Annotated in this window: 22 protein-coding genes; 1 reads left to right on the top strand and 21 read right to left on the bottom strand. The window is 70.5% G+C overall.

Annotated elements, in window-relative coordinates:
• Positions 1-23: 23 nt before the first annotated feature.
• Complete coding sequence (locus G3I71_RS30410; protein WP_164319526.1) at positions 24-860, bottom strand: aldo/keto reductase; 837 nt, start codon at positions 858-860, stop codon at positions 24-26.
• Positions 861-909: 49 nt separating this feature from the next.
• Here G3I71_RS30410 and G3I71_RS30405 point away from each other — a divergent pair, with 49 nt between their 5' ends.
• Positions 910-1,974 carry a ketopantoate reductase family protein gene (locus G3I71_RS30405; protein ID WP_164319524.1) on the top strand — a complete coding sequence of 355 codons (1,065 nt, stop codon included), beginning with the start codon at positions 910-912 and terminating at the stop codon, positions 1,972-1,974.
• Here the strand turns inward: G3I71_RS30405 and G3I71_RS30400 are convergent.
• From G3I71_RS30400 to G3I71_RS30305, 20 genes are all read right to left on the bottom strand, one after another.
• The gene (locus tag G3I71_RS30400; protein ID WP_164319522.1) at positions 1,964-2,725 is read right to left on the bottom strand and encodes a sirohydrochlorin chelatase; all 762 of its coding nucleotides are present in this window, start codon (positions 2,723-2,725) and stop codon (positions 1,964-1,966) included. The genes G3I71_RS30405 and G3I71_RS30400 overlap by 11 nt on opposite strands.
• Before the next feature lie 5 nt (positions 2,726-2,730).
• Positions 2,731-3,636: an ABC transporter permease gene (locus G3I71_RS30395; protein WP_164319521.1), complete on the bottom strand. Its 906-nt coding sequence runs from the start codon at positions 3,634-3,636 to the stop codon at positions 2,731-2,733.
• Entirely contained in the window at positions 3,623-4,408 is a 786-nt protein-coding gene (locus G3I71_RS30390; protein ID WP_164319519.1) for an ABC transporter ATP-binding protein, read from the bottom strand. Before G3I71_RS30390 ends, G3I71_RS30395 begins: the two co-directional genes overlap by 14 nt.
• A gap of 33 nt (positions 4,409-4,441) precedes the next feature.
• On the bottom strand, positions 4,442-5,545 hold the full coding sequence (locus G3I71_RS30385; RefSeq protein WP_164319518.1) for an aliphatic sulfonate ABC transporter substrate-binding protein: 1,104 nt from the start codon (positions 5,543-5,545) through the stop codon (positions 4,442-4,444).
• Positions 5,546-5,771: 226 nt separating this feature from the next.
• Positions 5,772-7,109: a sulfate adenylyltransferase subunit 1 gene (locus tag G3I71_RS30375; RefSeq protein ID WP_164319515.1), complete on the bottom strand. Its 1,338-nt coding sequence runs from the start codon at positions 7,107-7,109 to the stop codon at positions 5,772-5,774.
• A gap of 2 nt (positions 7,110-7,111) precedes the next feature.
• Positions 7,112-8,053 carry a sulfate adenylyltransferase subunit CysD gene (cysD, locus tag G3I71_RS30370; RefSeq protein WP_164319513.1) on the bottom strand — a complete coding sequence of 314 codons (942 nt, stop codon included), beginning with the start codon at positions 8,051-8,053 and terminating at the stop codon, positions 7,112-7,114.
• Entirely contained in the window at positions 8,050-8,625 is a 576-nt protein-coding gene (cysC, locus tag G3I71_RS30365; RefSeq protein ID WP_164319511.1) for an adenylyl-sulfate kinase, read from the bottom strand. Before cysC ends, cysD begins: the two co-directional genes overlap by 4 nt.
• A complete protein-coding gene (locus G3I71_RS30360) occupies positions 8,625-9,344 on the bottom strand; it encodes a phosphoadenylyl-sulfate reductase (RefSeq protein ID WP_164319510.1) in 720 nt (239 codons plus the stop codon). The genes cysC and G3I71_RS30360 overlap by 1 nt, the downstream gene beginning before the upstream one ends.
• On the bottom strand, positions 9,341-9,520 hold the full coding sequence (locus G3I71_RS30355; protein WP_164319508.1) for a hypothetical protein: 180 nt from the start codon (positions 9,518-9,520) through the stop codon (positions 9,341-9,343). The genes G3I71_RS30360 and G3I71_RS30355 overlap by 4 nt, the downstream gene beginning before the upstream one ends.
• A 31-nt stretch (positions 9,521-9,551) precedes the next feature.
• Positions 9,552-11,246 carry a nitrite/sulfite reductase gene (locus G3I71_RS30350; RefSeq protein ID WP_164319507.1) on the bottom strand — a complete coding sequence of 565 codons (1,695 nt, stop codon included), beginning with the start codon at positions 11,244-11,246 and terminating at the stop codon, positions 9,552-9,554.
• Positions 11,247-11,369: 123 nt separating this feature from the next.
• Complete coding sequence (locus G3I71_RS52760) at positions 11,370-11,453, bottom strand: putative leader peptide (protein WP_309486338.1); 84 nt, start codon at positions 11,451-11,453, stop codon at positions 11,370-11,372.
• 150 nt (positions 11,454-11,603) lie between these two features.
• Positions 11,604-12,176, bottom strand: coding sequence for a GNAT family N-acetyltransferase (locus tag G3I71_RS30345; protein ID WP_164319505.1), 573 nt, complete (start codon positions 12,174-12,176; stop codon positions 11,604-11,606).
• Between the two features lie 52 nt (positions 12,177-12,228).
• Positions 12,229-13,635 carry a hypothetical protein gene (locus G3I71_RS30340; RefSeq protein ID WP_164319503.1) on the bottom strand — a complete coding sequence of 469 codons (1,407 nt, stop codon included), beginning with the start codon at positions 13,633-13,635 and terminating at the stop codon, positions 12,229-12,231.
• 189 nt (positions 13,636-13,824) lie between these two features.
• Positions 13,825-15,129 carry a GAF domain-containing protein gene (locus G3I71_RS30335; RefSeq protein WP_164319502.1) on the bottom strand — a complete coding sequence of 435 codons (1,305 nt, stop codon included), beginning with the start codon at positions 15,127-15,129 and terminating at the stop codon, positions 13,825-13,827.
• 263 nt (positions 15,130-15,392) lie between these two features.
• Positions 15,393-17,027, bottom strand: a complete 1,635-nt coding sequence (locus G3I71_RS30330; protein WP_164319500.1) for an acyl-CoA dehydrogenase family protein — start codon at positions 17,025-17,027, stop codon at positions 15,393-15,395.
• Positions 17,028-17,128: 101 nt separating this feature from the next.
• Positions 17,129-18,124, bottom strand: coding sequence for a 2,3-diaminopropionate biosynthesis protein SbnA (gene sbnA / locus G3I71_RS30325; RefSeq protein WP_164319498.1), 996 nt, complete (start codon positions 18,122-18,124; stop codon positions 17,129-17,131).
• Positions 18,125-18,220: 96 nt separating this feature from the next.
• Complete coding sequence (sbnB, locus tag G3I71_RS30320; RefSeq protein WP_164319496.1) at positions 18,221-19,258, bottom strand: 2,3-diaminopropionate biosynthesis protein SbnB; 1,038 nt, start codon at positions 19,256-19,258, stop codon at positions 18,221-18,223.
• On the bottom strand, positions 19,255-20,304 hold the full coding sequence (locus tag G3I71_RS30315; RefSeq protein WP_164319494.1) for a TauD/TfdA family dioxygenase: 1,050 nt from the start codon (positions 20,302-20,304) through the stop codon (positions 19,255-19,257). Before G3I71_RS30315 ends, sbnB begins: the two co-directional genes overlap by 4 nt.
• Before the next feature lie 35 nt (positions 20,305-20,339).
• Positions 20,340-22,682, bottom strand: a complete 2,343-nt coding sequence (locus G3I71_RS30310; RefSeq protein WP_164319492.1) for an amino acid adenylation domain-containing protein — start codon at positions 22,680-22,682, stop codon at positions 20,340-20,342.
• The gene (locus tag G3I71_RS30305) at positions 22,679-25,312 is read right to left on the bottom strand and encodes a Pls/PosA family non-ribosomal peptide synthetase (protein WP_343243118.1); all 2,634 of its coding nucleotides are present in this window, start codon (positions 25,310-25,312) and stop codon (positions 22,679-22,681) included. Before G3I71_RS30305 ends, G3I71_RS30310 begins: the two co-directional genes overlap by 4 nt.
• Positions 25,313-25,315: the final 3 nt, after the last annotated feature.

Below are 25,315 nucleotides of genomic sequence, written 5' to 3'. Positions count from 1 at the left end.
GCCACTGACCCCGAGCCACTGACCTACCGCCGGTCCAGGCGAGCCAGTTCGGCGCCCGACAGTTGTACGGTCCCGGCATCCAGGTTCTCCTCCAGGTGTACGAGGGAGCCCGTGCCCGGGGTCGGGCAGAGCACCGGGGAGCGGTGCAGCAGCCAGGCCAGCGCGACCTGGGCCGGGGTCGCTCCGTGCGTGGCGGCGATCTCCGCGCACACCGGGTCGGCCGCCAACTCGCCGTTGCCCAGCGGAAACCACGGCAGGAACGCGATGCCGTGCGCCTCGCACAGCTCCAGCAGCGGCTCGGAGGAGCGGTCGAGGAGGTTATAGCGGTTCTGGACGGACGCGATCGACGTCAACTCCCGCGCCACGACCAGCTCTTCGACCGTCACCGAGTCGAGGCCGATGTGCCGGATCTTGCCCTCCGCGCGCAACTCGTCGAGGGTGCCCAGCTGTTCGGCCATCGGGACGCGCGGGTCGAGCCGGTGCAGCTGGTACAGGTCGATCGTGTCGCGGTGCAGCCGCCGCAGACTCGCCTCGCACATCGCGCGCAGCCGCTCCGGCCGGCCGTCGATGTGCCAGGCGTCGGGGCCCGTCCGTACGACGCCGCCCTTGGTCGCGACCAACACGCCGGCCGGGTACGGGTACAGGGCCTCGGCGACGAGTTCCTCGGCGATCGACGGGCCGTAGTTGTCGGCGGTGTCGATCAGCGTCACGCCCCGGTCGACGGCCCGGCGCAGTACGGCCACCGCGTCGTCAGGGTCGCCACGAGGGCCCCAGTAGCCGGGGCCGGTCAGCTGGGCCGTGCCGTAACCGAGGCGACGGACTGTGAAGTCGCCGCCGATGGTGAAACTTTCCGAAGCCATGCGACGGACGCTACCTGTGCGGTGCACGCACCATGGCAGGCTGGCCGCCATGCGCTACATCATTGTCGGAGCAGGGGCGGTCGGCGGTGCCATCGGCGGGCGGCTGGCCGGGGCGGGGCATGAGGTCGTCCTCGTCGCCCGGGGTGCACAGTACGAGGCGCTGAGCGCGCACGGGCTGCGGCTGGTGACGCCGGACGGGACGTACACGTACCGCCTCCCGACCGTCGACGGACCCGCCGGACTCGGGGAACTGCGCGCCGACGACGTGCTCGTCCTCGCCGTCAAGACACAGGACAGTGAAGCCGCCCTGGCCGCCTGGGGGCCGGTGCCCGTAGAGGGCGGCGGTACGGCGGCCGAGCGGCTGCCGTTGCTGTGCGCGCAGAACGGCGTGGAGAGCCAGCGTCTCGCGCTGCGCCGCTTCCGGCGGGTGTACGGCGTCTGCGTCTGGCTCCCCGCGGCCTACGAGGAACCCGGCGTCGTCTCCGCCCCGGGCGCCCCGCTCACCGGCATCCTCTTCCTCGGCCGCCACCCGCACGGCACCGACGACACCGTCAGCCGGATCGGCGCCGACCTGGAGAAGGCGGAGTTCGAGGCCCCGGTCGTGGCCGACGTGGCACGCTGGCAGTACGCCAAGCTGCTCACCAACCTGGGCAACGCGCTGGAGGCGGTCGTCGGGTCCGTCGACAGCGACGAGAGCCTGACGTTCTTCGAGCGTGTCCGCGCTGAAGGCGCTGCCGTGCTCGCCGCGGCCGGTATCGCGTACGCGAGCGTCGAGGAGCAGAAGGAGCGGCGCGGAACGAAGATCACGCTGATGCCGCTGGACGGGGCCAGGAGAGGCGGCGGCTCCTCCTGGCAGTCCCTGACCCGAGGCACCGGCACCATCGAGGCGGACTACCTCAACGGCGAGATCGTGCTCCTGGGACGGCTGCACGGCGTACCGACTCCGCTCAACGCCCTGCTCCAACGGCTCGCGAACGACTTCGCGCGGGAGCACAGAGAGCCGGGTTCGATGCCGGTCGCGGAGCTGGTGCGGCTGGCGGACGAGGCGATGGAGACCGGCCAGGCATTCCAGGCCAGTTCCGGGCCGGCGAACCGGGACACCTCTACGCGCTGACTGCTGTCCGCCCCGGCAACGGCACTCGCACCGCCGCCTCCGTGTACCGCCGCAGCAGCAGCCGGGCCACCTCGGGCGCCGGTCCCAGGACGTCCGCGAGTACGTCCGCTCGGGCCGCGCCCCGCGCGATGCGGTCCGGGAGAAATCCGGGGGCGAGAACATAGGGCGCGACCGCGACGCGCTCGCAGCCCAGGTCGCGCAACTCCCGTACGGCGTCCTCGGTGCGCGGAAGGGATGCGGAGGCGAACGCGGGCCGTACGGCGTACCAACCGGTGTGCCGCCACTCCCGCGCGATTTCGGCGATCACCGAGATCGCCTCCGGGTCGGTGGACCCCGCCGCGGCCAGCACGACCCCGGTCGAGGACCTGTCGGTGGGCGTCAACCCTGCCTCGTACAGACGGCGTTCGAGCGCCGAGAGGAGGAGGGGTGACGGGCCCAGCACCTCCGCCTGGCGGATGCGGAGCTGTGGCGGCGCGTCCCGGAGGACCGCCGGGATGTCCGCCTTCGCGTGGAACGCGCGGGTCAGCAGCAGGGGCAGGGCCACGACATCCTGTACACCCTCTGCCGCCAGCGATTCCAACACCCCCCGTACGGAAGGGATGTTGAAGTCCAGGAAGCCGGTCTCCACCCGTACTCCGGGGCGCAGGGAGCGCACCCGCCGTACCAGGGCGTGCACCGTCGCGGCGTGCCGCGGATCGCGGCTGCCGTGGGCGATCACCACGAGGACGGGACGGACCGGCTTCCTGGACATGGGTCTCAGCTCTTCACCATCAGACCGCGGCTGCGCAGCACCCGCCGCTCAAGCGGGCTGAAGATCAGCAGCTCGATCGCGATACCGACGAACAGGATCAGGAGGATGGCCTCGAACACCATGGCCATGGAGCTGGCGTTGCGGCCGTACTCCAGCAGCGCGCCCAGACCGATGCCCAGATCGGGGGAGGGAGCGATGATCTCCGCCGCCATCAGCGAGCGCCAGGAGAACGCCCAGCCCTGCTTGAGGCCCGCCAGATAGCCCGGCAGCGCGGCCGGCATGACGATGTGCCTGGCGTTGTTCAGCCCGGTGGCGCCCATCGAGCGGCCCGCCCGCAGGAACAGCGGCGGCACCTGGTCGATGCCGGAGACCAGGCCGTTGGCGATGGACGGCACGGCGCCGAGCAGGATCACCGCGTACATCATCGAGTTGTTCAGACCCAGCCAGATCACGGCCGGCGGCACCCAGGCCACCGACGGCAGTGACTGCAGACCGGACAGGACCGGTCCGATGGCCGCGCGCACGAACTTCACCCGCGCGACCAGCAGACCCAGCGGGGTGCCGATGGCGAGCGCGAAGAGGAATCCGAGCAGACCGCGCGAGATGCTGGTCCAGATGTAGCCGAGGAGGTCGCCCTCCAGCCAGGAGTCCCTGAACTCGGCCGCCACGTCGCCGGGAGAGGGAAGTTTGGTCTGGTCGTCCACGACCTTCAGCGAGATCAGCGCCTGCCAGACGACCAGCACCAGCCCGACGGCGATGATCGGCGGCAGGATCTTCTGGGTGAACGTCTGCCGGAAGGGTGTTCGCCCACCGGACACGGTCTCCAGGGCGTCGAGGCCCGCCTCCACACCGCCGAGGCCGGCCTTGGCGGGGGCGTCCGCCGTCGTGTCGGTGGTCTCAGTGCTGGCCATGACGGCGGATCTCCCCACGCAGTACTTCGGTGATCTCGACGGACAGTTCGGCCACGGGTGCGTCCTCGATGCGGCGCGGCTGGGGAATGTCCACCGTCCACTCACGCGCGATGCGCCCCGGCCGGGAGGACAGCAGCACGACGCGCTGCGCCAGCCGTACCGCCTCGCGGACGTTGTGCGTGACGAACAGGACGGACACACCGGTCTCCGCCCAGATCCGGGTCAGCTCGTCGTGCAGCACGTCCCGGGTGATCGCGTCGAGCGCGGCGAACGGCTCGTCCATCAGCAGCAGCCCGCTGTCCTGCGCGAGCGCGCGGGCCAACGCCACGCGCTGGCGCATACCGCCGGACAGTTCGTGCACCCGCTTGCCGTACGAACCCTGCAGCCGCACCAGTTCGAGCAACCGCTCGGCCCGGTCGCGCCGCTCGTTCTTCGCGACTCCCCTGAGTTTCAGGGCGAGTTCGATGTTCTTGCCCGCGGTCAGCCACGGGAACAGGGCGTGCTCCTGGAACATCAGAGCCGGGCGCCCGTTGGTCGTGATGCTGCCCACGGTCGGGTCGTCCAGCCCGGCGACCAGGTTGAGCAGCGTGGACTTGCCGCAGCCCGAGGCCCCCAGGAGGGTGACGAACTCGCCCGGCGCGACATCCAGCGTGATGTCGTCGAGGACGAGCTGCTGCCCGGTCGGCCCGGTGAAGGACTTCGAGACGTGCTCGATGCGGGCGGCGTGTTCCACCGACTCTGTGTCGGCGGCCTTGGCGAAGGCGGTTGCCATGATCGTCACCTCCTGGGAACTCGTGGGATGGGGTTACTTGACGCCGAGACCGGCGTCGTCGACCGTGCTCTCGCCCTCCGCCTTGAGGACCTTGTTCAGCAGCGTGAGGTCATAGATGCCGTCCAGCTTCGGGTCCTCCAACAGGCCCGCCTTCACCGCGTGCTCGGCCTCGGTGTTCAACGTGGCGGCCAGCGGGTCGTTGGTGAACTGGATCGACTTCCAGGCCGGGTCGAGGACGGCGGACTTGAGCTCCTTGCCCGAGTCGATGCCCAGCTGCGCGTTCGCGGCGGCCTTCGCCTGGTCGGGGTTGGCGTTGATCCACTTGTTGGTCTCGACCGCGGCCTTCAGGACGGCCTCGACGGCGGCGGGGTGATCCTTGAGGAACTCCTGCCGCACGATGATGTTCGTGATCACGAACTTGTTGTCCGGCCACAGCGAAGCCTCGTCCAGCAGCACCTTGGCGCCCTCGGCGACGAGCTTGGACGCGGTCGGCTCCGGCACCCAGGCGCCGTCGATGGAGCCGGCCTTGTAGGCGTCCGGCGTCACCTTGTTGTCGGTGCGGACGACCGACACGTCGCCCTTGCCGCTCTTCGCGTCGACCTTCCAGCCCTGGTCGGCGATCCAGTTGAGGAACGCCACGTCCTGGGTGTTGCCGACCTGCGGGGTGGCGATCTTCTTGCCCTTGACGTCCTTCAGGGACTTGATCTTGTCGGGGTTCACCACGAGCTTCACACCGCCGGAGGCCGAACCGCTGATGATCCGCAGGTTCTTGCCGTCGGAGGCCGTGTAACCGTTGATCGACGGGGAGGGGCCGATCCAGCCGATGTCGATGGAACCGGCGTTCAGCGCCTCGATCTCGGACGGACCGGCGTTGAAGATCGAGTAGGAGGGCTTCGTGGCGCCCAGTTCCTTCTGGAAGAACCCCTTGTTCACGCCGACCAGGGCGGTGCCGTGCGTCAGGTTTCCGAAGTAACCGATCTTGACGGAGCCGAGCCCGTCGATCTTCTTCGCTCCGGCGGCGACCTTGGCGGTGTCGGTGTCCTTGGCATCGGAGCCGTAGCCGCAGGCGGCGAGGGTGAGAAGGGGAAGCGCGGCGAGCACGGCGAGCGTGCGGCGTACAGCGGTCTTGGCAGGCACGGGAGGGGTTCCTCTCGTTGGCCCGGCGGTCACGCCCTCAGGTCGTGGCCGGGAGGTCGGCAGGTCTTCGTCGTCGGGACGTCCGGTGGGGGGACAGGGCGCGCAGGCAGTGCGCGTACGTCAGCACGCACATCGCGCGACCCCGCCCTGCCCGCTGCCGAGGGCGCCGCTGCCGACGCGGCCGCCCTCCTTCGCGAACGTGGAGTAGAAATCGGTGGATTTCATGTCAGAAGTCCCAACCGTCGTCGTCGGTCTCGTTCTTGACGGGCTCGGGGGACGCGAACGACTCGCCGACCATGCCCGCGGTGAGCGTGGTGCCGTCGTTCGGGTCGATCAGGATGAACGAGCCGGTGCGCCGCGAGTCGGCGTACGAGTCGAGGGGCAGCGGCTCGGCGGTACGGATCTTCACGCGGCCGATGTCGTTGGCGACGAGCTGTCCCGGATGCGGGTGCAGGGACAGGTCGTCGAGCGTGAGACGGGACGGGATGTCCTTGACGATGGCCTTGACCGTGCGGGTGCCGTGCTTGAGGAGCACCCGGTGTCCGACCGTCAGCGGCGCGTCGGCGACATGGCACACGGTCGCCTCGACGTCCTGGGTGGTCGGCGGCGCGTCCTTGCTGGGCACGATCAGGTCGCCGCGCGAGATGTCGATGTCGTCCTCCAGCAGGACGGTCACCGACTGCGTGGTGTAGGCGACGTCGACCGGCACGCCGAGCAGGTCGATACCGGAGATCTTCGACGCGTGGCCGGACGGCAGGACCGTCACGGACTCGCCGACGCGGAAGGAACCGGAGGCGATCTGGCCCGCGTAGCCCCGGTAGTCGGGGTGTTCGGCGGTCTGCGGCCGGATCACGTACTGCACGGGGAGGCGTGCGTGGCAGTGGCTCAGGTCGTGGGCGACCGGGACCGTCTCCAGGTGCTCCAGGAAGGTCGGCCCGCCGTACCAGTCCATGTTCGCGGACGGGTCCACCACGTTGTCGCCGGCCAGCGCCGAGATCGGGATCGCGGTGATCTCCGGGACGCCCAGCTCCAGCGCGTACGCCGTGAACTCCTCGGCGATCGCGGCGAACACGGACTCCTGGTAGTCGACGAGGTCCATCTTGTTGACCGCGAGGACCACGTGCGGGACGCGCAGCAGCGCCGCGAGGGCGGCGTGCCGGCGGGTCTGCTCGACGACGCCGTTGCGGGCGTCGATCAGGATCACCGTCAGCTCGGCAGTGGAGGCACCCGTCACCATGTTGCGGGTGTACTGCACGTGACCGGGCGTGTCGGCGAGGATGAACCGGCGCTTCGGCGTGGCGAAGTAGCGGTACGCCACGTCGATGGTGATGCCCTGCTCGCGCTCGGCGCGCAGGCCGTCGGTGAGCAGCGCGAGGTCCGGGGTGTCCTGGCCGCGGCTCGCGGAGGCGCGCTCCACGGCCTCCAGTTGGTCGGTGAGGATCGACTTGGAGTCGTGCAGCAGCCGGCCCACGAGGGTGGACTTGCCGTCGTCGACGGACCCGGCGGTGGCGAACCGCAGGAGTGTGGTCTCGTACAGTTCCGTGAGTTGCGTGGTCGTGCTCATGGCTAGAAGTACCCCTCGCGCTTACGGTCTTCCATCGCGGCCTCGGACATCTTGTCGTCGGCGCGGGTGGCGCCCCGCTCGGTCAGCCGGGAGGCGGCGATCTCGGCGATGACGTCGTCCAGCGACACGGCGTCGGAGTCGACGGCGCCCGTGCAGGACATGTCGCCGACCGTGCGGTAGCGGACCTGCCGCTTCTCGACGGTCTCGCCGGCCTTGGGCCCGCCCCACTCACCGGCGGTCAGCCACATCCCGGCCCGCTGGAACACCTCACGCTCGTGCGCGAAGTAGATGTCCGGCAGCTCGATGCCCTCACGGGCGATGTACTGCCAGACATCCAGCTCGGTCCAGTTGGAGAGCGGGAACACGCGGACGTGCTCACCGGGCGCGTGCCGCCCGTTGTAGAGGTTCCACAGCTCCGGGCGCTGCCGGCGCGGGTCCCACTGCGAGAACTCGTCCCGCAGCGAGAACACCCGTTCCTTCGCCCGGGCCTTCTCCTCGTCGCGCCGCCCGCCGCCGAACACGGCGTCGAACTTCTCGGCCTGGATCTTCTCCGTCAGCGGCAGAGTCTGGAGCGGGTTACGGATCCCGTCCGGACGTTCCTTCAGCACCCCGCGGTCGATGTACTCCTGCACGGAGGCGACATGCAGCCGCAGCCCATGAGCCGCCACCGCCCGGTCGCGGTACTCAAGGACCTCGGGGAAGTTGTGCCCGGTGTCCACGTGCAGCAGCGAGAACGGGATCGAGGCCGGGGCGAACGCCTTCAGCGCCAGATGCAGCATGACGATGGAGTCCTTGCCGCCGGAGAAGAGGATCACCGGCCGCTCGAACTCACCCGCCACCTCACGGAAGATGTGCACGGCCTCGGACTCGAGGGCGTCCAGGTGGGAGAGGGTGTACGGGGCGTCGGTGGCGCCCCCGTGGACCTTGGCAACGGGCGTCGTCATGCCAGTCCCCTCTCGGCGAGCAGCGCGTGGACGGCCGCCGCGGACTCCTGGACGGTCTGGTCCTGCGACTCGATCCGCAGATCCGGCGTCTCGGGTTCCTCGTACGGGTCGTCGACCCCGGTGAGCCCGGTCAGTTCACCCGCGGCCTGCTTGGCGTACAGACCCTTCACATCGCGTACGGAGCACACCTCGACCGGAGTCGCCACATGCACCTCGACGTACGCGGCGCCGCTCTCCTGGTGCCGCCCCCGCACCGCCTCGCGGCTGTCCGCGTACGGCGCGATCACCGGGACCAGCGTCTTTACGCCGTTACGGGCGAGCAACTCGGCGAGGAAGCCGATGCGCTGCACGTTCGTGTGCCGGTCCTCGCGGCTGAAGCCGAGGCCCGCCGAGATGAACTCGCGGATCTCGTCGCCGTCCAGCACCTCGACGAGGTGGCCCTCCTCGCGCAGCCGGCCGGCCAGTTCGTACGCGATGGTGGTCTTGCCGGCGCTCGGCAGACCCGTGAGCCATACGGTGGCTCCGGTCGTCACTGGTATCTCCTGGTCCTCGGGGGTCGCGGTCTGGGTCATCAGCCGTGCAGCCCGCACTCGGTCTTGCCGCGGCCCGCCCAGCGGCCGGCGCGCGCGTCCTCGCCCTCCAGCACCCGGCGGGTGCAGGGCGCGCAGCCGACGGACGCGTAGCCGTCCATCAGCAACGGGTTGGTGAGTACGCCGTGTTCGGCGACGTAGGCGTCCACGTCGTCCTGCGTCCAGCGGGCGATCGGGGAGATTTTGACCTTCTGCCGCTTCTCGTCCCAGCCGACGACCGGGGTGTTCGCCCGGGTCGGGGAATCGTCGCGGCGCAGGCCGGTCGCCCAGGCCGCGTACTCCTTGAGGCCCCGTTCCAGGGGCTCGACCTTGCGCAGCTTGCAGCACAGGTCCGGGTCGCGCTCGTGCAGCTTCGGCCCGTACTCGGCGTCCTGCTCGGCTACCGTCCGGACCGGGGTGAGGGTGAGGACGCGGACGTCCATCACGGCCTCGACCGCGTCGCGGGTGCCGATGGTCTCGGGGAAGTGGTAGCCGGTGTCGAGGAACACTACGTCGACTTGGCTGCCACCGGGCATGGCGCGGGAGGCGAGGTGGGCGACCACCGCGTCCTCCATGGAGGAGGTCACGCAGAACTTCCTACCAAAGGTGGCTGTGGCCCACGTGAGGATCTCCAGTGCGGAGGCGTCCTCCAGGTCACGTCCCGCCTGCTCGGCGAGCGCCTTCAAGTCGTCGGTCGTACGGTCTTTCTGAACCGTCGTCATTTCTCGTCCCCTCCGGTTCCCCGGTGCTGAAGTCCGCGGGCGAGGAGCCCGAGGAACTTCAACTGGAAGGCTCGATTGCAGGCTCCGCATTCCCAGGCGCCGTGGCCCTGGTCGTTCGGGCGCAGGTCCTCGTCGCCGCAGTAGGGGCAGTAGAAGGGGGCGGCGCGCTCACTCATGGCCCCTCCGTTCGCTGCCGTTCGCTGACGCTCACGACAGGGACTCCTCGCCGGCCCGCAGGGCCCACGTGGCGAACCGCTCGCCGTCCTCGCGCTCCGCCTGGAAGTTCTTCAGCACGCGCTCGACGTAGTCCGGCAGCTCGTCCGAAGTCACCTTCAGACCACGGACCTTGCGGCCGAAACCGGCCTCCAGACCGAGGGCGCCGCCCAGGTGGACCTGGAAGCCCTCGACCTGCTCGCCCGCGTCGTTGAGGACCAACTGGCCCTTGAGACCGATGTCCGCGACCTGGATACGGGCGCAGGCGTTCGGGCAACCGTTGATGTTGATGGTGATCGGCTCGTCGAACTCCGGGATACGGCGCTCCAGTTCGTCGATCAGGGAGGCGCCGCGCGCCTTCGTCTCGACGATCGCGAGCTTGCAGTACTCGATGCCGGTGCAGGCCATCGTGCCGCGCCGGAACGGGGACGGGTTGACGGTCAGGTCGAGCGCCTGCAGACCCTCGACGAGCGAGTCGACCTGCCCCTCCTCGACATCGAGCACGATCATCTTCTGCTCGACGGTGGTGCTGAGGCGGCCCGAGCCGTGCGCCTCGGCGAGCTCGGCGATCTTCGTGAGGATCGTGCCGTCCACGCGGCCGACGCGCGGGGCGAAACCGACGTAGAAGCGGCCGTCCTTCTGCCGGTGCACACCGACGTGGTCGCGCCAGCGCTCGACGGGCTGGGCCGGGGCCGGGCCGTCGGTGAGCTTGCGCTTCAGGTAGTCGTCCTCCAGGACCTGGCGGAACTTCTCGACGCCCCAGTCGGCGAGCAGGAACTTCAGGCGGGCGCGGGTGCGCAGCCGCCGGTAGCCGTGGTCGCGGAAGATCGAGATGACGCCCTCGTAGACGTCCGGGACCTCATCCAGCGGGACCCAGGCGCCCAGGCGCTGGCCGATCTTCGGGTTGGTGGAGAGGCCGCCGCCGACCCAGACGTCGAAGCCGGGGCCGTGCTCGGGGTGCTCCACGCCGACGAACGCGATGTCGTTGATCTCGTGCGCCACGTCCAGCAGCGGCGAGCCGGAGATCGCGGACTTGAACTTGCGGGGCAGGTTCGAGAAGTCCTTGTTGCCGATGATCCGGCGCTGGATCACCTCGATGGCGGGCGTGCCGTCGATGATCTCGTCCTCGGCGATGCCGGCGACCGGCGAACCGAGGATGACGCGGGGCGTGTCACCGCAGGCCTCGGTGGTGGACAGGCCGACCGCCTCCAGCCGGTTCCAGATCTCCGGGACGTCCTCGATGCGGATCCAGTGGTACTGGACGTTCTGCCGGTCCGTGAGGTCGGCCGTGCCGCGCGCGAACTGCTGCGAGATCTCGCCGATGACCCGAAGCTGGTCGGTGGTGAGCCGGCCGCCGTCGATCCGGACACGCAGCATGAAGTACTTGTCGTCCAGCTCCTCCGGCTCCAGGATCGCGGTCTTGCCGCCGTCGATCCCGGGCTTGCGCTGCGTGTACAGGCCCCACCAGCGCATCCGGCCACGCAGATCGTTGGGGTCGATCGAGTCGAAGCCCCGCTTGGAATAGATCGTCTCAATGCGTGTCCGCACATTGAGACCGTCGTCGTCCTTCTTGAACTGCTCGTTTCCGTTGAGCGGGGTGAAGTGTCCCGCGGCCCACTGACCCTCACCACGGTGACGGCTCACCTTGCGGCGGGGCGCGGCGGCAGGGTTCTGCGGGGTGGCGGCCATGTTTCAAAGTCCTTTGGGACAGGCGGAAAGCGGCTCTTACCTGCGCGTACGGGCGCATGGTCAGACTGGCGCGGCTCTGCGCAGGCTGAGGCAAGGGGAGGGGGCGGCGATGCTGAAAGCTGGTCAGCTCGCCGGACAGATGGCGCTGGACATACGGCCGAGGTCGACGTGCCGCCGACTCACCAAGGCAATCCCAGTTCCAGACATGACGGAAGCGTGTCACGGCGATCTGGACACAGTCCAGCATTGTCCGTCATGCGGACACCCTTGTCTCGTACAGTGAGACGAGAGTGTCATCGCTCACATGGCGCGTCCACGACAGGTCGAACGTCTGTCGGCCGACCGCTCCTGACCAGGTCAGATGCGGTGTGCCCCCGGCCAGGGTCCGGGCGCGGCCACCTCCTTCTCCTCCTCGACCTTGGTGTCGAAGAGGGTGAAGCCGCGACGCAGATAGTTGTCCATCGCGTGCTCCCCGTCCTTGCTGCACGTATGCAGCCAGACCCGCTTCGTCGGCGCCAGCCCCGGCCACCGTTCCCCGAGGTCCCAGGCCCGGGCGGTCCCGTACGCCAGCAGGTGCCCGCCGATCCGCCGGCCCCGGAAGGCGGGGATCAGCCCGAAGTAGACGATCTCCACGGCCCCGTCGTCCTGGGGCTCGAACTCCAGGTAGCCCGCCGGGGTGCCGTGGTCGTAGGCGACCCACGTTTCCACGCCCGGGCGCTCCAGATGCTCCTGCCAGCGGGCGTATGTCCAGGTCAGCCGGTCGGTCCAGCGGATGTCGCCGCCGACGGAGGCGTAGAGATAGCGGCTGAACTCGGGGGAGGGCACTTCGGCGCGGACGATCCGTACGTCCCCGTCGGGCCCGGCTGCGGGCAGCAGGTCGGTCGGCGCGGTCTGTTCCAGGGACCAGGTGGTCACGGCGATGTTGCTCATGAGGGTCAGGGAATCATGGTTCGTTTCCCCGCGGGCCCGGTGGGGGCTGTACCTATTTCAGCGACCCGGTGATGGACGACAGCGGTACGGCGTACAGGACCCGTTCCGGGACCGGTGTGCCGCGCCAGCCGGAGCGTTCGTCCGACGCCCGTTCCGTGAGGGACCAGAGTTCGCCTGTGCCCTCCCAGTAGGAGAGTGACTCCGCCTGTTCGCCCCAGCAGCGGCGCGACTCCTCATCGGAGCCGCAGCGGGCGGCCTTCGCGCCCTCGGAGTCGAGCCGCCACAGGGTGCCGTGCCGGTCCTTGGCGCTGGGGGCGAGACCGACGTACCAGTCCGCCTTCTCGTCGCCCGCCGACCGGTAGGACAGCACGCCCTGGATGCCGGTGGCCTTCGTCGAGTAGGCCTCCACCGCGTTCACACGGCCGAAGAGGTTGGCGGCGAGGAGGCCGGAACGGTCGCCCGCGCGGCTGAACGAGTAGCGCCAGAGGCGGCTGCGCTGATCGGCGCCGGCCGGGAAGGCCTCGCTCGCGACCAGGCTGTCGGGTGTGGAGCTGCGGTCCAGCGAGAGGGAGCCGAAACAGGGAGTGCGGTCGTCGGCCGCCGGATCACACGTGCCACCGGTCAGGCTGTACGAGGCGACGGCGGGCATGACATACCCGTACCCGTGCGCCGACCAGCCGCCGGGCACCCGGCCGACCACCGGGCTGTCGACGGAGGCCCGCTGGATGCGGTTCATGTCGTAGACGTACAGGGACTGCTGGTCGGTGTCCGTGGCCGAGGCGGTGACCAGCAGCTTGTCCTGGTACCAGACCATGCCGGAGATCGAGGAGGCCAGCTTGCGGTAGTCCGAGCCGTCCTCCGTCGGGACGACCAGGAGCACCCAGCGGTACGTCATGTCGGACAGGTCGTTCGCGTCGATGACGGCGACCCGCGCGAGACCCCGGGAGAGCTCGGGCTCGTCCGTTTTGGCGTCGTTGTGCGTCCAGCCGGAGAGGATCACCCGGTTGGCGCCCCAGCGGCCGTCCTCGTCCGCGTCGCCGGAGGTGGTGACGGACTGCGGCAGCCAGCGCTGACTGGCCGAGTCGGCGTCGTCCCAGCAGTACGCGCGGGTGGCCGTCGGGGCGACGGGCAGTGCCTCGGTCTCGGTGGGGGCGCACTCGGCCGCGCCGCGCAGTGTGCGGTTGGTGTGTTCCAGGACGCTGCTCACACCCACCGTGCCGCCCATGGAGGTGGCCAGCCGGTCGAGCGAACGCTTCGACGCCAGGTGCTCCTTGAGCTGGAAGTCCTTCAGTTCGGCGGCGGACGTGATGGATCTCAGGGGCCCCGGGTTGTCGCTGCTCACGGCCTGGGAGGCACTGACGATGGTGGCCGCGGCGGTCAGGGCGAGGGCGGTTCCGGCGAGAACGCCGCGCAGCGCTCTGCCCCTTCTCTGCCTGCGGTGTCTGCCGCGATACGTCATTCATCCTCCCGAGGCAGGCCAACTGCGGCTCGCGTTCCGTAGGTTGAACCGGAGTCGCAGTGTGGGGGGCCGTGGGATGGATGGTACGTCAGGGGGCGCCAGGCCTGGTCGAATACGCCGGAATCCTTACCCCTGTGTTGCATCTGGGGCCGTTCGGGCCCGTTTCCTCACCCCGGCGTCACGGCCGGGTCACTGTGTGTCGTCCGGCGCCGTCCGAATCCCGGCGTCCTTCTCCGCTTCCCGGCCCCGGACCACTGCCGGCGCCGTCGAGTGGGACAGCAGGTCGCGGGAATCGTCCGGAAGGAGGACGGTCACCTCCGCGTCCTCGCTGAAGCGGTACGGGCGATGGTCGAGGAACCCCCCGAGATATCGCCGTATCCGCGACATCTCCGCGCGTACGGTCACCGTGCGGGCCGGATCGCCGAACACGTCGTCGGCCAGGCCCGCCGCGCCGCGGCCGGTGGGGTACAGGGCCAGGAGGTAGAGCAACTCGGCGTGCCGGGGACTCAGTTCATGGGTCCAGGAACCCGCGGGGCCCGACACCGCCACCGACCAGCGGCGCGGTCTGCGCAGGTCCAGGACGATCCGTGAGGTGCCGTGCGGTTCGGGCTCGTCCGTGGCGCGGATCAGCCAGCCGCCGGTCAGCGGCTCCACGGCGCACAGTCCGAGCGCCGGCAGCAGACGGCGGCCCGGGGACAGCGCCTTGGGCAGGGCGACACGGTTCGTGTACGGCAGGCCGGTGACCGCGGCCGTCCAGCCGTCCCGGTCCACAGCCAGGGCCCGCCCGCCGAGCCGCGCCAGCACCGGCGCCGCCGACGAGCGCAGCCGCTCCAGCGACTGGTGGTGCCGCTCCCGCAGCCGTGCCTCGGCGAGCTTGGCGACCGAGTCGACCCAGGAGAGCGTGGCGGGGTGCACGGTCTCCAGCGGGCCGCTGACATCCACCACGCCGATCAGCCTGCCGTCGCGGGGGTCCAGGATGGGGGCGCCCGTGCACGTCCAGGTGGCGAGCGACCGTACGAAGTGCTCGGAGGCGAAGACCTGTACGGCGCGCCGGGCGACCGCCGGGGTGCCCACACCGTTGGTGCCGACGACCTCCTCGGCCATGTCGGCGCCGGGCTCGAACCCGAACAGGTCGGCCCTGCGCAGCACCGGCGTACTGCCCTCGCGCCACAGCACCCGGCCGTCCCCGTCCGCGACGAGCATGATGTGCTGAGCGGCGTCCGCGACCGACAACAGCCCCTGGCGCAGCACCGGGAGGACATGCCGCAGCCGGGAGATCTCGCGCCGCCGCTCCAGTTCCTCGCCGGTCAGCAGCCCCGTCCGGACGCCGTGGTCGGGGTCGACGCCGCCGCGCAGCATGCGGTCCCAGGACTGGCCGATCACCGGGCGGGGCGCCTGGAGCGGTCGCCGGCCGGTCAGGCGGGCCGCGCGTACGTCGCTGAGCAGCCGCGCCGCCTGCGCCGCGTCCCGAGCGGCGAGTTGCGCGACGTCCATCGGCGGATTCCCCACTGTGTCCTCCCAACCCGTATTGACTCGAAGTCTTATGGTGCCGCCCCCGGGGAGCGGAGGACCACAGTCCGTCCACAGACGCCAACAAGTTGCAACCCCCTGCAACCCTGGTGAACTGCCCTGCGGTGTCTGAAACTTGGGCGACGCCGCCGGCGCGGCGTCCGTGCTCCCGATCGATGCGGGGCAAGTGGGCGGGGGTGGTGCCGTGTCGGCGCAGCACCACCCCCGCCACATGAGCGGTCGAGTGGTTACGCCACCGGCCGGGCCCGCTCCACGACCGACGCCAGGTCCAGGGTGTGAGGGAGCGTGCCGAAGGCGTTGCCCCAGTCGCCGCCCAGACGCGAGGCGCAGAACGCGTCGGCTGTCTCCGGGGGCGCGAACCGGACCAGCAGCGAGCCCTGGAGCACCAGCGCGACCCGCTCGACCAGCCGCCGCGCCCGGCCCTCGATGCCGTCCAGGTCGGCGAGTTCGGTCAGCAGGTCCTTGATGGCGCCGTCCAGGCGGTGGTCCGCTCCGCGCGCCTTCCCGACCTCCAGGAGGAACGCGTTGAGCGCGGCGGGCTCCCGCTGGATAGCCCGCAGCACATCCAGCGCCTGCACGTTCCCGGCGCCCTCCCAGATCGAGTTGAGCGGCGACTCGCGCAGCAGCCGGGGCATGCCCGACTCCTCGACATAGCCGTTGCCGCCCAGGCACTCCGACGCCTCCACCACCAGCGGGGTGCAGCGCTTCGTCACCCAGTACTTCGCGGCCGGCAACGCGAGCCGCAGGAAGGCCCGTTCCTGCTCGCCCCCGTCGTCATAGGCGGCGGCCAGCCGCAGCGCGAGCGTCGTCGCCGCCTCCGACTCCAGGGCCAGATCGGCCAGCACGTTGCGCATCAGCGGCTTGTCGACGAGCTTTCCGCCGAAGGCCTCGCGGTACGCACAGTGGTGCACGGCCTGGGCGACCGCCTGCCGCATCAGCGCGGCGGCGCCGAGCACGCAGTCGAGCCGGGTCGCCGAGACCATCTCGATGATGGTGCGCACCCCGCGCCCCTCGTCCCCGACCCGGCGCACCCACGTCCCGTCGAACTCGACCTCGGCGGAGGCATTGGACCGGTTGCCCAGCTTGTCCTTGAGCCGCTGGATCCGGAACTCGTTGCGCGTGCCGTCCTCCAGCACGCGCGGCAGCAGAAAGCAGGTCACGCCGCCGGGAGCCTGCGCCAGCACCAGGAAACCGTCCGACATGGGCGCCGAGCAGAACCACTTGTGGCCCGTCAGCTCGTACGTCCCGTCCTCGGCGAGCGGCCTCGCGACGGTCGTGTTGGCCCGTACGTCGCTGCCGCCCTGTTTCTCCGTCATGCCCATCCCGAAGAGCACGCCGGCCTTCCGGTCCGCCGGCGCGAGCCCCTCCTCGTAGACGGTTGACGTCAGCCGGGGTTCCCACTCGGCGGCGAGCGCCGGGTCGGTGCGCAGCGCGGGCACCGCCGCGTGGGTCATCGACAGCGGGCAGCCGTGGCCCGCCTCGGCCTGCGACCAGACCACGAACCCGGCGGCCCGCCGCACATGCCCGCCCGGCCGCGTCCAGGCCGCCGTCATCCCGGCCGAGACGCCCTTGCCGAGCAGCCGGTGCCAGGCCGGATGGAACTCCACCTCGTCGATCCGGTTGCCGTACCGGTCGTGCGTCCGCAGCTTCGGCGGGTTCTCGTTGGCGAGCGCTCCCCATTCCTGCACCTGCGCGGAACCGGCGGACCGTCCCAGCCCGGAGAGGTCCTCCCGGGCCTCCTCCACAAGCCCGGGGTCCAGGTGCCGTTCGACGGCCGCGACCAGGGCCTTGTCGGCGGTGAACACGTCATATCCGACCAGGGGCGGCACCTGGTTGGTCACGGTGTGGGTGCTGGCTGCCATACAGGGAACCTACCGTCTGTACGCGCCTGGTCACCCCCGCGGCCGGAGGCCGCTGACGGACACGGCCCCCGCCGCGCAGCACCCCGAGCCGTGGTCGCCGGTCAGGCCGGCCGGGAGAGTGCCGCCAGCTCGTCGGAGGCGAGGGACGCCATCTCCTGCTCGCCCTGGAGGGCCTCCAGCCAGCCGGGATGGTACACGGTGTCGAGGTAGCGCTCGCCGAGGTCCGGTGCGATCGCCACCGCCGTGAGGTCGCGGCCGTCGTGCCGGGCCAGCCACTGGGTCGCCCCGCTGATCACCGTGCCCGTGGACCCGCCGAACAGGAAGCCCCGGGAGGCCAGTCGGCGGCAGACGCGCACCGCGTCCGGTTCCTCGACGTGGATCACCTCGTCGAGGTACGACTCGTCGAGCAGCGGCGGCCGTACGCTCGTGCCCAGGCCCGGGATCATCCGGGGTCCGGGCGGCCCCCCGAAGGTGACCGAGCCGACGGCGTCCACGGCGACGATCCGCACCCGCCGGTTCCACTGCCAGAACCAGCGCGCGCAGCCCATCAGCGTGCCGGTGGTGCCGGCGCCGACGAACAGGACGTCCAGGCCCGGGAACCGGCGGGCGATAGCCGGTGCCGTCGTACGGTAGTGCGCTCGCCAATTCCCCTGGTTGGCGTACTGGTTGAGCCAGACATACCGCTCGTCGGAGGCGCACAGCGCGCGGACGTGGCCGATCCGGGCGCCCAGGAAACCGCCGTGCAGATCGGGCCGGTCGATGACGTGCACCCGGCTGCCCAGCGCCTCCATCGTGCGGATCGCCTGCGCGTTGCAGCGTGAGTCCGTCACGCACAGGAACCGGTAGCCCCGGCTCGCCGCGAGGACACTGAGCGCCACGCCCAGGTTGCCCGACGAGGACTCCACGAGAACGGATCCCGGCCGCAGCCTGCCGTCCCGTTCGGCGGCCGTCACCATCTCGTAGGCGGCCTTCATCTTGATCGAACCGGCGAAGTTGAAGCCCTCGCACTTCAGGAAGAGGGGCAGCCCCACGGTGGCTCGCAGGTCGACGTAGAGCTCATCCTCGTTGAAGTCCGATGGCTGGGAAATGACTGGCATGTTGTCCCCCTGTGTGCGGCGCGCCTGTGCTCGGCACGCCTGATCTGTGGCACGGCACCCGGTGACCGGGCGCTGCGACCGCCCCCCCCGGAGGGTTCAGCCGTGCCGGCGCAGTTCGTGGAAGAAGCCGTCGATGACACGCAGTTCGCCGCGGCGGGCCACCTCGTCGTGGACGAACCTGCCGACGGCGAGGTCGAGCACTCCGAGGCCGAAGGGCGAGAACACCACCGGCCGGTCCACCGGGACCTTCGTGCGTCCGGTGAGTACGTCGTCCAGCGTGCCGTCGATGAACTCCCGGCCACCGGTGAGCTGTTCGGCCAGGTGCGGGGAGGTCTCCGCCTTAAGACAGTGCTCGACGTCGTCGACGAAGTTCGCCGAGGCGAGCAGGATCTCGGGCGCGAGGTCGCGCAACGAGACGTGCAGGACGAGCGGATGGTGGTCGAACCACGACACGTCGTGGATGTGCGGCTTCGCGGCGACGGTGGCGAACACCAGCAAGTCGCTCGACCTGACGAGCTGTTCGGCGCTGTCGTGCACGGTGACCTTGCCGCCGCCGTCCGACCGCTCCAGGTAACCCCGGAAGCCGGCCGCGCTGTCGGCGGACAGGTCGTACACGCCCGTCTCGTCGAACTCCCAGCCGGTGGCGGCCAGACAGGTGTGGATGTAGCGGGCGATGAGCCCGGTGCCGACGAACCCGACCCGGGTCGGCCGGACGCGTCCCCGGCTCAGCCGGTCGGCGGCCAGCGCGGCCGAGGCCGCCGTGCGGGAGGCGCTGATGATGGAGCTCTCCAGGCAGGCGAACGGATAGCCCGTGTCATGGTCGTTGAGGATCAGAACGGCCGACGCCCGAGGAATCCCGGCCGCCACGTTCTCCGGGAAGCTGGAGACCCACTTCAGCCCGTCCACGTGCACGTCCCCGCCGATCGACGCGGGCAGCGCGATGATCCGCGACGACGGACGGTCCGGGAACCGCAGGAAGTACGAGGGCGGGTTCACCGAGTCCCCGGCCCCGTGCAGCCGGTACACCGTCTCCACCAGGTCGACGACGTCGGACTCCCGCCCCTGGAGAGTCTGTTGGACCTGCTCGCCGGAGATGACCGAGAACGGCGGGACCGTGACAGGGTTCGTGGTCATGAGGCTGTCCCTTCAGTGGAGTCTGCGGAGCCGGCTGAGCTGGTGGAGTCGGTGCGGCGGACCGGGTCGGCGAGGGCGGCGAGGATCTCGCGCGGCCCCTCGAAGGGCTCCCGGCTGTGCGCCGTACGGATGTTGTCGACGAGCAGCAGATCGCCGCCCCGCCACGGCTCGCGCACGGTGTGCGCCGCGTACACCTCGTTGAGGGTCTGGACGACGTCCTCGCCGATGGGATCGCCGTTGCCGTAACGGGTGTTGAAGGGGAGACCGTCGGCGCCGTACACGTCGACCAGGTACTCGTGGACCTCCGGGTCCATCGTCCACTCGTTGAGGAACGCGATCTGGTTGAACCAGCAGCGGTGGCCTGTGACCGGGTGGCGCAGGACGGCACTGCGGCGCTGGCGGGTGCGCAGGGAGCCGTCCAGTTCCCAGGCGAACTCGATGGCGTGGGTCCGGCAGTAGCGCTCGACCGAGGCCCGGTCGGAGGTGCCGAAGGCCTCGGCGACCGTCGCGCCTATCTCGTCGTTGAACGTCCGGGTGAGCAACCAGCCCTCCCGTTCGAAGCGCTGGACGAGGCCGGCGGGCAGCGCGTCGAGCACGGCGGCCGAGTCGGCCACTCCGGTAGCGCCGCCCTCGGCGGGCGCCTCCAGGCAGGCGAACAGCAGCAGGCCGGGGAACTCCAGCGCGTAGCTCAACTCGTGGTGCATGCACATCGGCTGGTTCGGCGGCCACTTGGAGGAGGAGTACACGCCGTCGGCGTACCGCCGCCGGGGCGCGAAGGCCTCCTGGTCGCTCATCAGGCCGTCGGCCAGCCGCCGCAGGACGGCGCCGGTCGTGGCCGGCTCGTGCAGGCCGAGGCCGCGCACCAGCAGCGAGCCGTGCTCGGCGACGACCGCCCGCAGCGCGTCCCGGTGAGCGCCTGCCCACTCGGCAGGGTCGGTGACGGGCGGGGTGCGCAGGATCGGGGGCCGGCCGGGGAGCAGTTCGATGCCGGGAAGTGCGGCCTGGGACAAGGGCGTTGACGTCGATGAAGCGGACGAGAGTGTCATGGTGTCGTTCCTTTCGGTGCGGCGCACGGCTGTCGTCAGGCTGTGGCGGCCGGCACGTCGAGCAGTTCGGCCAGGTCCGCGAGGACCGGGTGGCGGATGACGTCCTTGAGGGTGATCGCCCGATTGAGGGCGATCGCGAGCCGGACCGCCGACAGCGAGGTGCCGCCGCGGTCGAAGAAGTGGTCCAGGCGGCCGATCCGGTCTGACGGAACGCCGAGCACCTCGGCCCAGGCGACGGCCAGCCGCCGCTCGCCGGCGGTCTCCGGCCCCCGCGCACCGGCATCGGCAGAGTCGGATTCCTCCGCGAGCGCTGTGAGCGTCCTGCGGTCGGTCTTGCCGTTGGCGGTGAGCGGCAGCCGCTCCCGCCAGTGCACGGCCGACGGAACCATGTACGCGGGCAGCGACCGCGCCAACCACTCCTGTACGCCGACGAGTTCGGCGCCGGTGCAGAACGCCACCAGCCGCACGCCCCGCACGACCACCACGGCGCCGTCCCGGACCCCGGGCACCCGCAGCAGCGCGTTCTCGATCTCGCCGGTCTCGATCCGGAAGCCCCGCAGCTTCACCTGGGTGTCCCGGCGGCCGAGGAACTCCAGCCTGCCGTCGGGCAGCCAGCGCCCGTGGTCACCGCTGCGGTAGAGCCGCTCACCGGGCCGGTAGGGGTCCAGCGTGAACGCCGCGGCAGTGCGCTCGGGGTCGTTGACGTACCCGCGCCCGACACACACCCCGGAGAACACGATCTCGCCGGGCGCCCCCAGCGGCACGGGCGCGAGGTGCTCGTCGACGACGTACACGCGTACGTTGCGCACGGGCCGGCCGAGCGGAACGCGGGGCCCGTCCGGCACCCGGTCCATCACCTCGTGGTTGGTGTCGTCCGAAGTCTCGGTCAGGCCATAGGCGTTGGCGACCTTGATGCCGGGCTGGGCGGCGAACCAGCGCTGCACCAGCTCCCGCTTCACGGCCTCCCCGGTGACCGACACACAGTGCAGGGCGGGGAGTTCGCGGGGCCGTTGCTCCAACTCGGCCAGTACGGCTTCGAGATACGACGGCACGATCTGGAGCACATTGACCCCGGCGTCCACGATCGTGTCCACGAACCGGGGCACGTCCAGGATCACGTCCTGCCCGACCAGCAGCGTCCGGCCGCCGACGAGCAGCGCGGACACCAGCTGCCACAGCGAGATGTCGAAGCACTGGGGAGCGGTCTGCGCGACCACCTGCCCCTCGCCGACGCCCAGGTCCTCCAGCTTGGCGAGGACGTGGTTGACGAAGCCCGCGTGCTCGCACATCGCGCCCTTGGGCTCACCGGTCGACCCGGACGTGAAGTAGATGTAGGCCAGTTGGTCTGCACCGACGCTCACCCCGAGGTCGTCGTCCGCGTACCCCTCCGCCGCGATCTCGTCGACGTACAGCCTCGGTACGTCCGTCCCCGTCCCGTCGAGCGTGGCGGTGCTGCCGTGTTCCGTGACGACGAACGCGCACTCGGCGCGGGTGAGGGTGGCGGCGATCCGCCCGGCCGGGAAGTGCGGCTCGACCGGCAGATAGACACCGCCGGCCTTGAGCACCCCGAGCACGGCGGCCATCCAGTCGAGGTTGCGCTCGGTGACCACGGCGACGACACCCTCCCGGGTCAGCCCGCGGGCCAGCAGCGCCCGGCCGAGCTGGTTCGCCCGGGAGTTGAGCTCCCGGTAGGTCCACTCCGTGCCGCCCTGTACGGCCGCGACCGCGTCCGGGTGCTGCCGTACCCGCTCCTCGAACAGCTCGTGCACCCGGCGGTCCGGGAGTTCACGGTCAGGGCCCGCCAACCCGTCCAGCTGGAAGGCGAGTTCCTCTCCCGCCAGCAGGCTCTGCGACTCGTGGTCGGCGTCCGGGTCGGCGGCCATCAGCGAGAGCGCGGTGAGGTGGTAGCCGGCGATCCGGGCAGCCGCGCTCGTGTCGAGGACATCGGTGCGGTGGCGCAGCCGAAGGGTGCGCTCGCCGACGCTCAGGTGCAACACGGTGCGGTCGGCGCTCTCGTCGGAGGGGGCGCCGCCGTGCGGGTCGAGCACGGTCTCGTACGTCGGCTCTTCCGTCTCGCCCACCTCGTCGGCGAGGTCCGTCAGTGCCAGCAGATCCCGCCAGGAGCCGGGGCCGACCAGCATCCGGCGGGGCACGGGCCGCCCGCCCTTCACCGCCACGTACCCGGTGGTGACCTCCCGCTCACCGGAGAGCGCGGCGAGCACCTTGGCATGCGCGGCGAGCAGCGCGGACTCGAACGAGGCCGACCGCAACAGGCTCGCCTCGAGCGGGACTTCGTACTCGGCGTACACCGAGTGGCGCCCGTCCTGCGGGCTCCTGCCCGGCACCGGGCCGGGTATCCAGCGTGGGATCGTGTTCATCGGACTGCCCCCGTCGAAATCTGTGCGGTGTGTGCGGTCTGGTCGGTCTGTCCGGCCGGTGCGACCTGGTCGCTGCGCAGGGCCACCGCGGGGTTGCCGCCCCAGCGGGCCAGGCACGGCACGTCCTCGCCCTTCATCAGGAAGGAGTCCGGGGCGAGTTGGGACCCGTCGCCCATCGACACGCCGTAGTGGACGAGTGCGCCGGTGCCGAGCGTGACGCCCGGGCCGAGGACGATGTGGTCGGACTTGTAGGTGCCGTCCTCCTGCGAGTGGGCCTGGATCTTGCTGTGGGCGCCGAGCGTGCAGTCGTCGCCGATAGTGGTGAGCGTGCGCTCGGTGATGATGGCGCCGTCGTCGAAGACCCGGCGCCCGATGCGGACGCCCATCAGCCGCCACAGCAGGCTCTTGAACGGCGTCCCGTTGAACACGACGAGGAATTCGACCGGCACCTTCCACAGCCGTTCCTGCCACCAGAAGTGCGGGTCGTAGATGGAGACCAACCGCGGCACCAGGCGCCGGAACCGGGTGATGAGCCGCTCGACCAGCACGTAGTACCCGGCGGTGAGCCCGAGCCCGAGGACCAGGGACGCGCCGACCAGCGCGCCGGCGGCGATGCCGTGCGTGCCGTACACGGCGAACGCGGCGAAGCCGAGCACCGTCAGGAGGAAGGAGTGCAGCCAGCGGACGAACAGGAACAGGCCCATCGAGCGCAGGTTGTAGCGGTTCTTCGCGGCGAGACGGCGGCGGAACTCGTCACCCTCACGCAGATGGTCGAAGTCGGTGTCGCGCTCCACCGACCGCGGGATCTCGAAGGACGGCGAGCCCAACAGGCCGACGTTCTCCCGGAGTTCGCCGTCGAGCGGCACCATCACCTTGGTCGCCAGCAGGACGTTGTGGCCGGTGCGGCCCCCGACGGGGTACGCGATGTGGTTGCCGAGGAAGCTGTGCGGTCCGATCACCGCCCGTGAGACGCGGAAGGACGTGGCGGAGTAGTCGGCGTTGAGGACCGACAGTCCGTCGGCGACCATCGTGCCGCGGCCGACGGAGACCAGGTACGGGTTCTCGTGCTGCATCTCCGTACCGAAGTTGGAGCCGGTCTGCTCGACGTACGAGAGGTCGTAGCCGATGGCCCGCAGGTAGTGGACGATGTACGAGCTGTCGCCGCACAGCCACTTGAAGAACTTGAGGTTGGTCAGCCGGGCGACGGCCCGCTGCGCCCCGTAGTGCAGGCCGTACAGCGGATAGACCCGCTCGGGCCGGATCACCAGGTTCAGCAGCCGGGGGACCAGGGACACGGTCACGGCTCCGACGACGATCACGGCGGCGAAGAGCGCGAGGGAGAGGCCCATGGCCTCGGCATAGAAGCGGACCGAGGTCATGTCGGCCACGTCCGGATCGACCAGCACTTCGAGACGGGGCGCCAGGTCGAGCAGCAGAAAGCCGCCGCCGAACGCCAACGGCACGTACACCAGCAGGAGTTGGAGAAGACTGGCGAGACCGTAGGCGGCCCGTCGGGCGGTGGTGCAGCGGGCCCCGGGGATCCGTACGTAGTCAACGTCCGTGGGCTGGGCGGGCGAGCCGTGCCAGCGCAGGCCGGCCGGCACCGCCTGGCCCTCGAACAGCGCTGAGGCGTGTCCGAGTTGGGATCCGTCACCCATCGACGTACCGATGTCGAGGACGGTCTTCTCGCCGATGTGGACGTCCCTGCCGAGGGTCACCGGGCCGGTCCGGACGCGTCCGGCGACGACCTGGTAGCAGAGGAGGTAGGAGTCCTTTCGGATGATCGTGCCCGCGCCGACCGTGAGCAGGTCCGTGCAGACCGGGAGGGCCGGCGAGAGGATGGTGACGCCCTTGCCGATCCGCGCGCCGAGCGCCCGGAGGTAGAGCACGTACAGCGGGTTCCCGGTGAACAGGCGCATCGGGTTGGCGTTGAGCAGTGACTTGACCGTCCAGAAGCGCAGATAGGCGAGACCCCAGACGGGGAACTCGGCCCGCTGCCACCGGCCGACCAGCACCCACTTGGCGACCACCGGCAGCACACACATCCCCACGAAGGCGGCGCCGCCGAACCCGACCGACCGCAGATAGACGTCGACGGCCCCCGAACCGGCGTTGATCCACTGGTAGCCCTGGACGGTGACGAGCCCGGCGAGGAAGCAGTACGCGGCGAAGACGATCAACTGCGCGGCCCCGCACAGGACATACCGTGCGGTGCTGCCGGGCGCCGGGGCCTCGGCCGGCGGCGCGACGGGAGCCTCGGCGGGGGCGTCGGTGAGCGCCGCCGCCAGACTCCGGATCGTCGGATTGCCGTACACGTCCTTCATCGACACCGACGGCAGATCGTCCCGCTTCCTCACCCGGGCGCAGAAGTGCGCCATGACCAGGGAGTTGGCCCCGAGATCGTCGAAGAAGTGGCTGTCGAGCGGGACTTGGTCGGTCTTCACGACACCCGCGAGCACCTCGGCGAGGATCCGCTCGGTGCCGCCCCCGGCGCCGGTCGTGTGCCTGGCCGTGTGCCGAGCTGTCTGCTCGGCCGCGCGCTCGGCAGTGTGCCTGGTCGTGTGCTCGGTCGGATCGGTCGGCGGCATGGGCGCCAACTCGATCGGTTTTCCCCCCACTTTTCCCCCCACGAT

It is taken from the genome of Streptomyces sp. SID12501, assembly GCF_010550245.1.
Lineage (GTDB): Bacteria > Actinomycetota > Actinomycetes > Streptomycetales > Streptomycetaceae > Streptomyces.
This window is presented reverse-complemented; position numbering and strand designations above follow the sequence as displayed.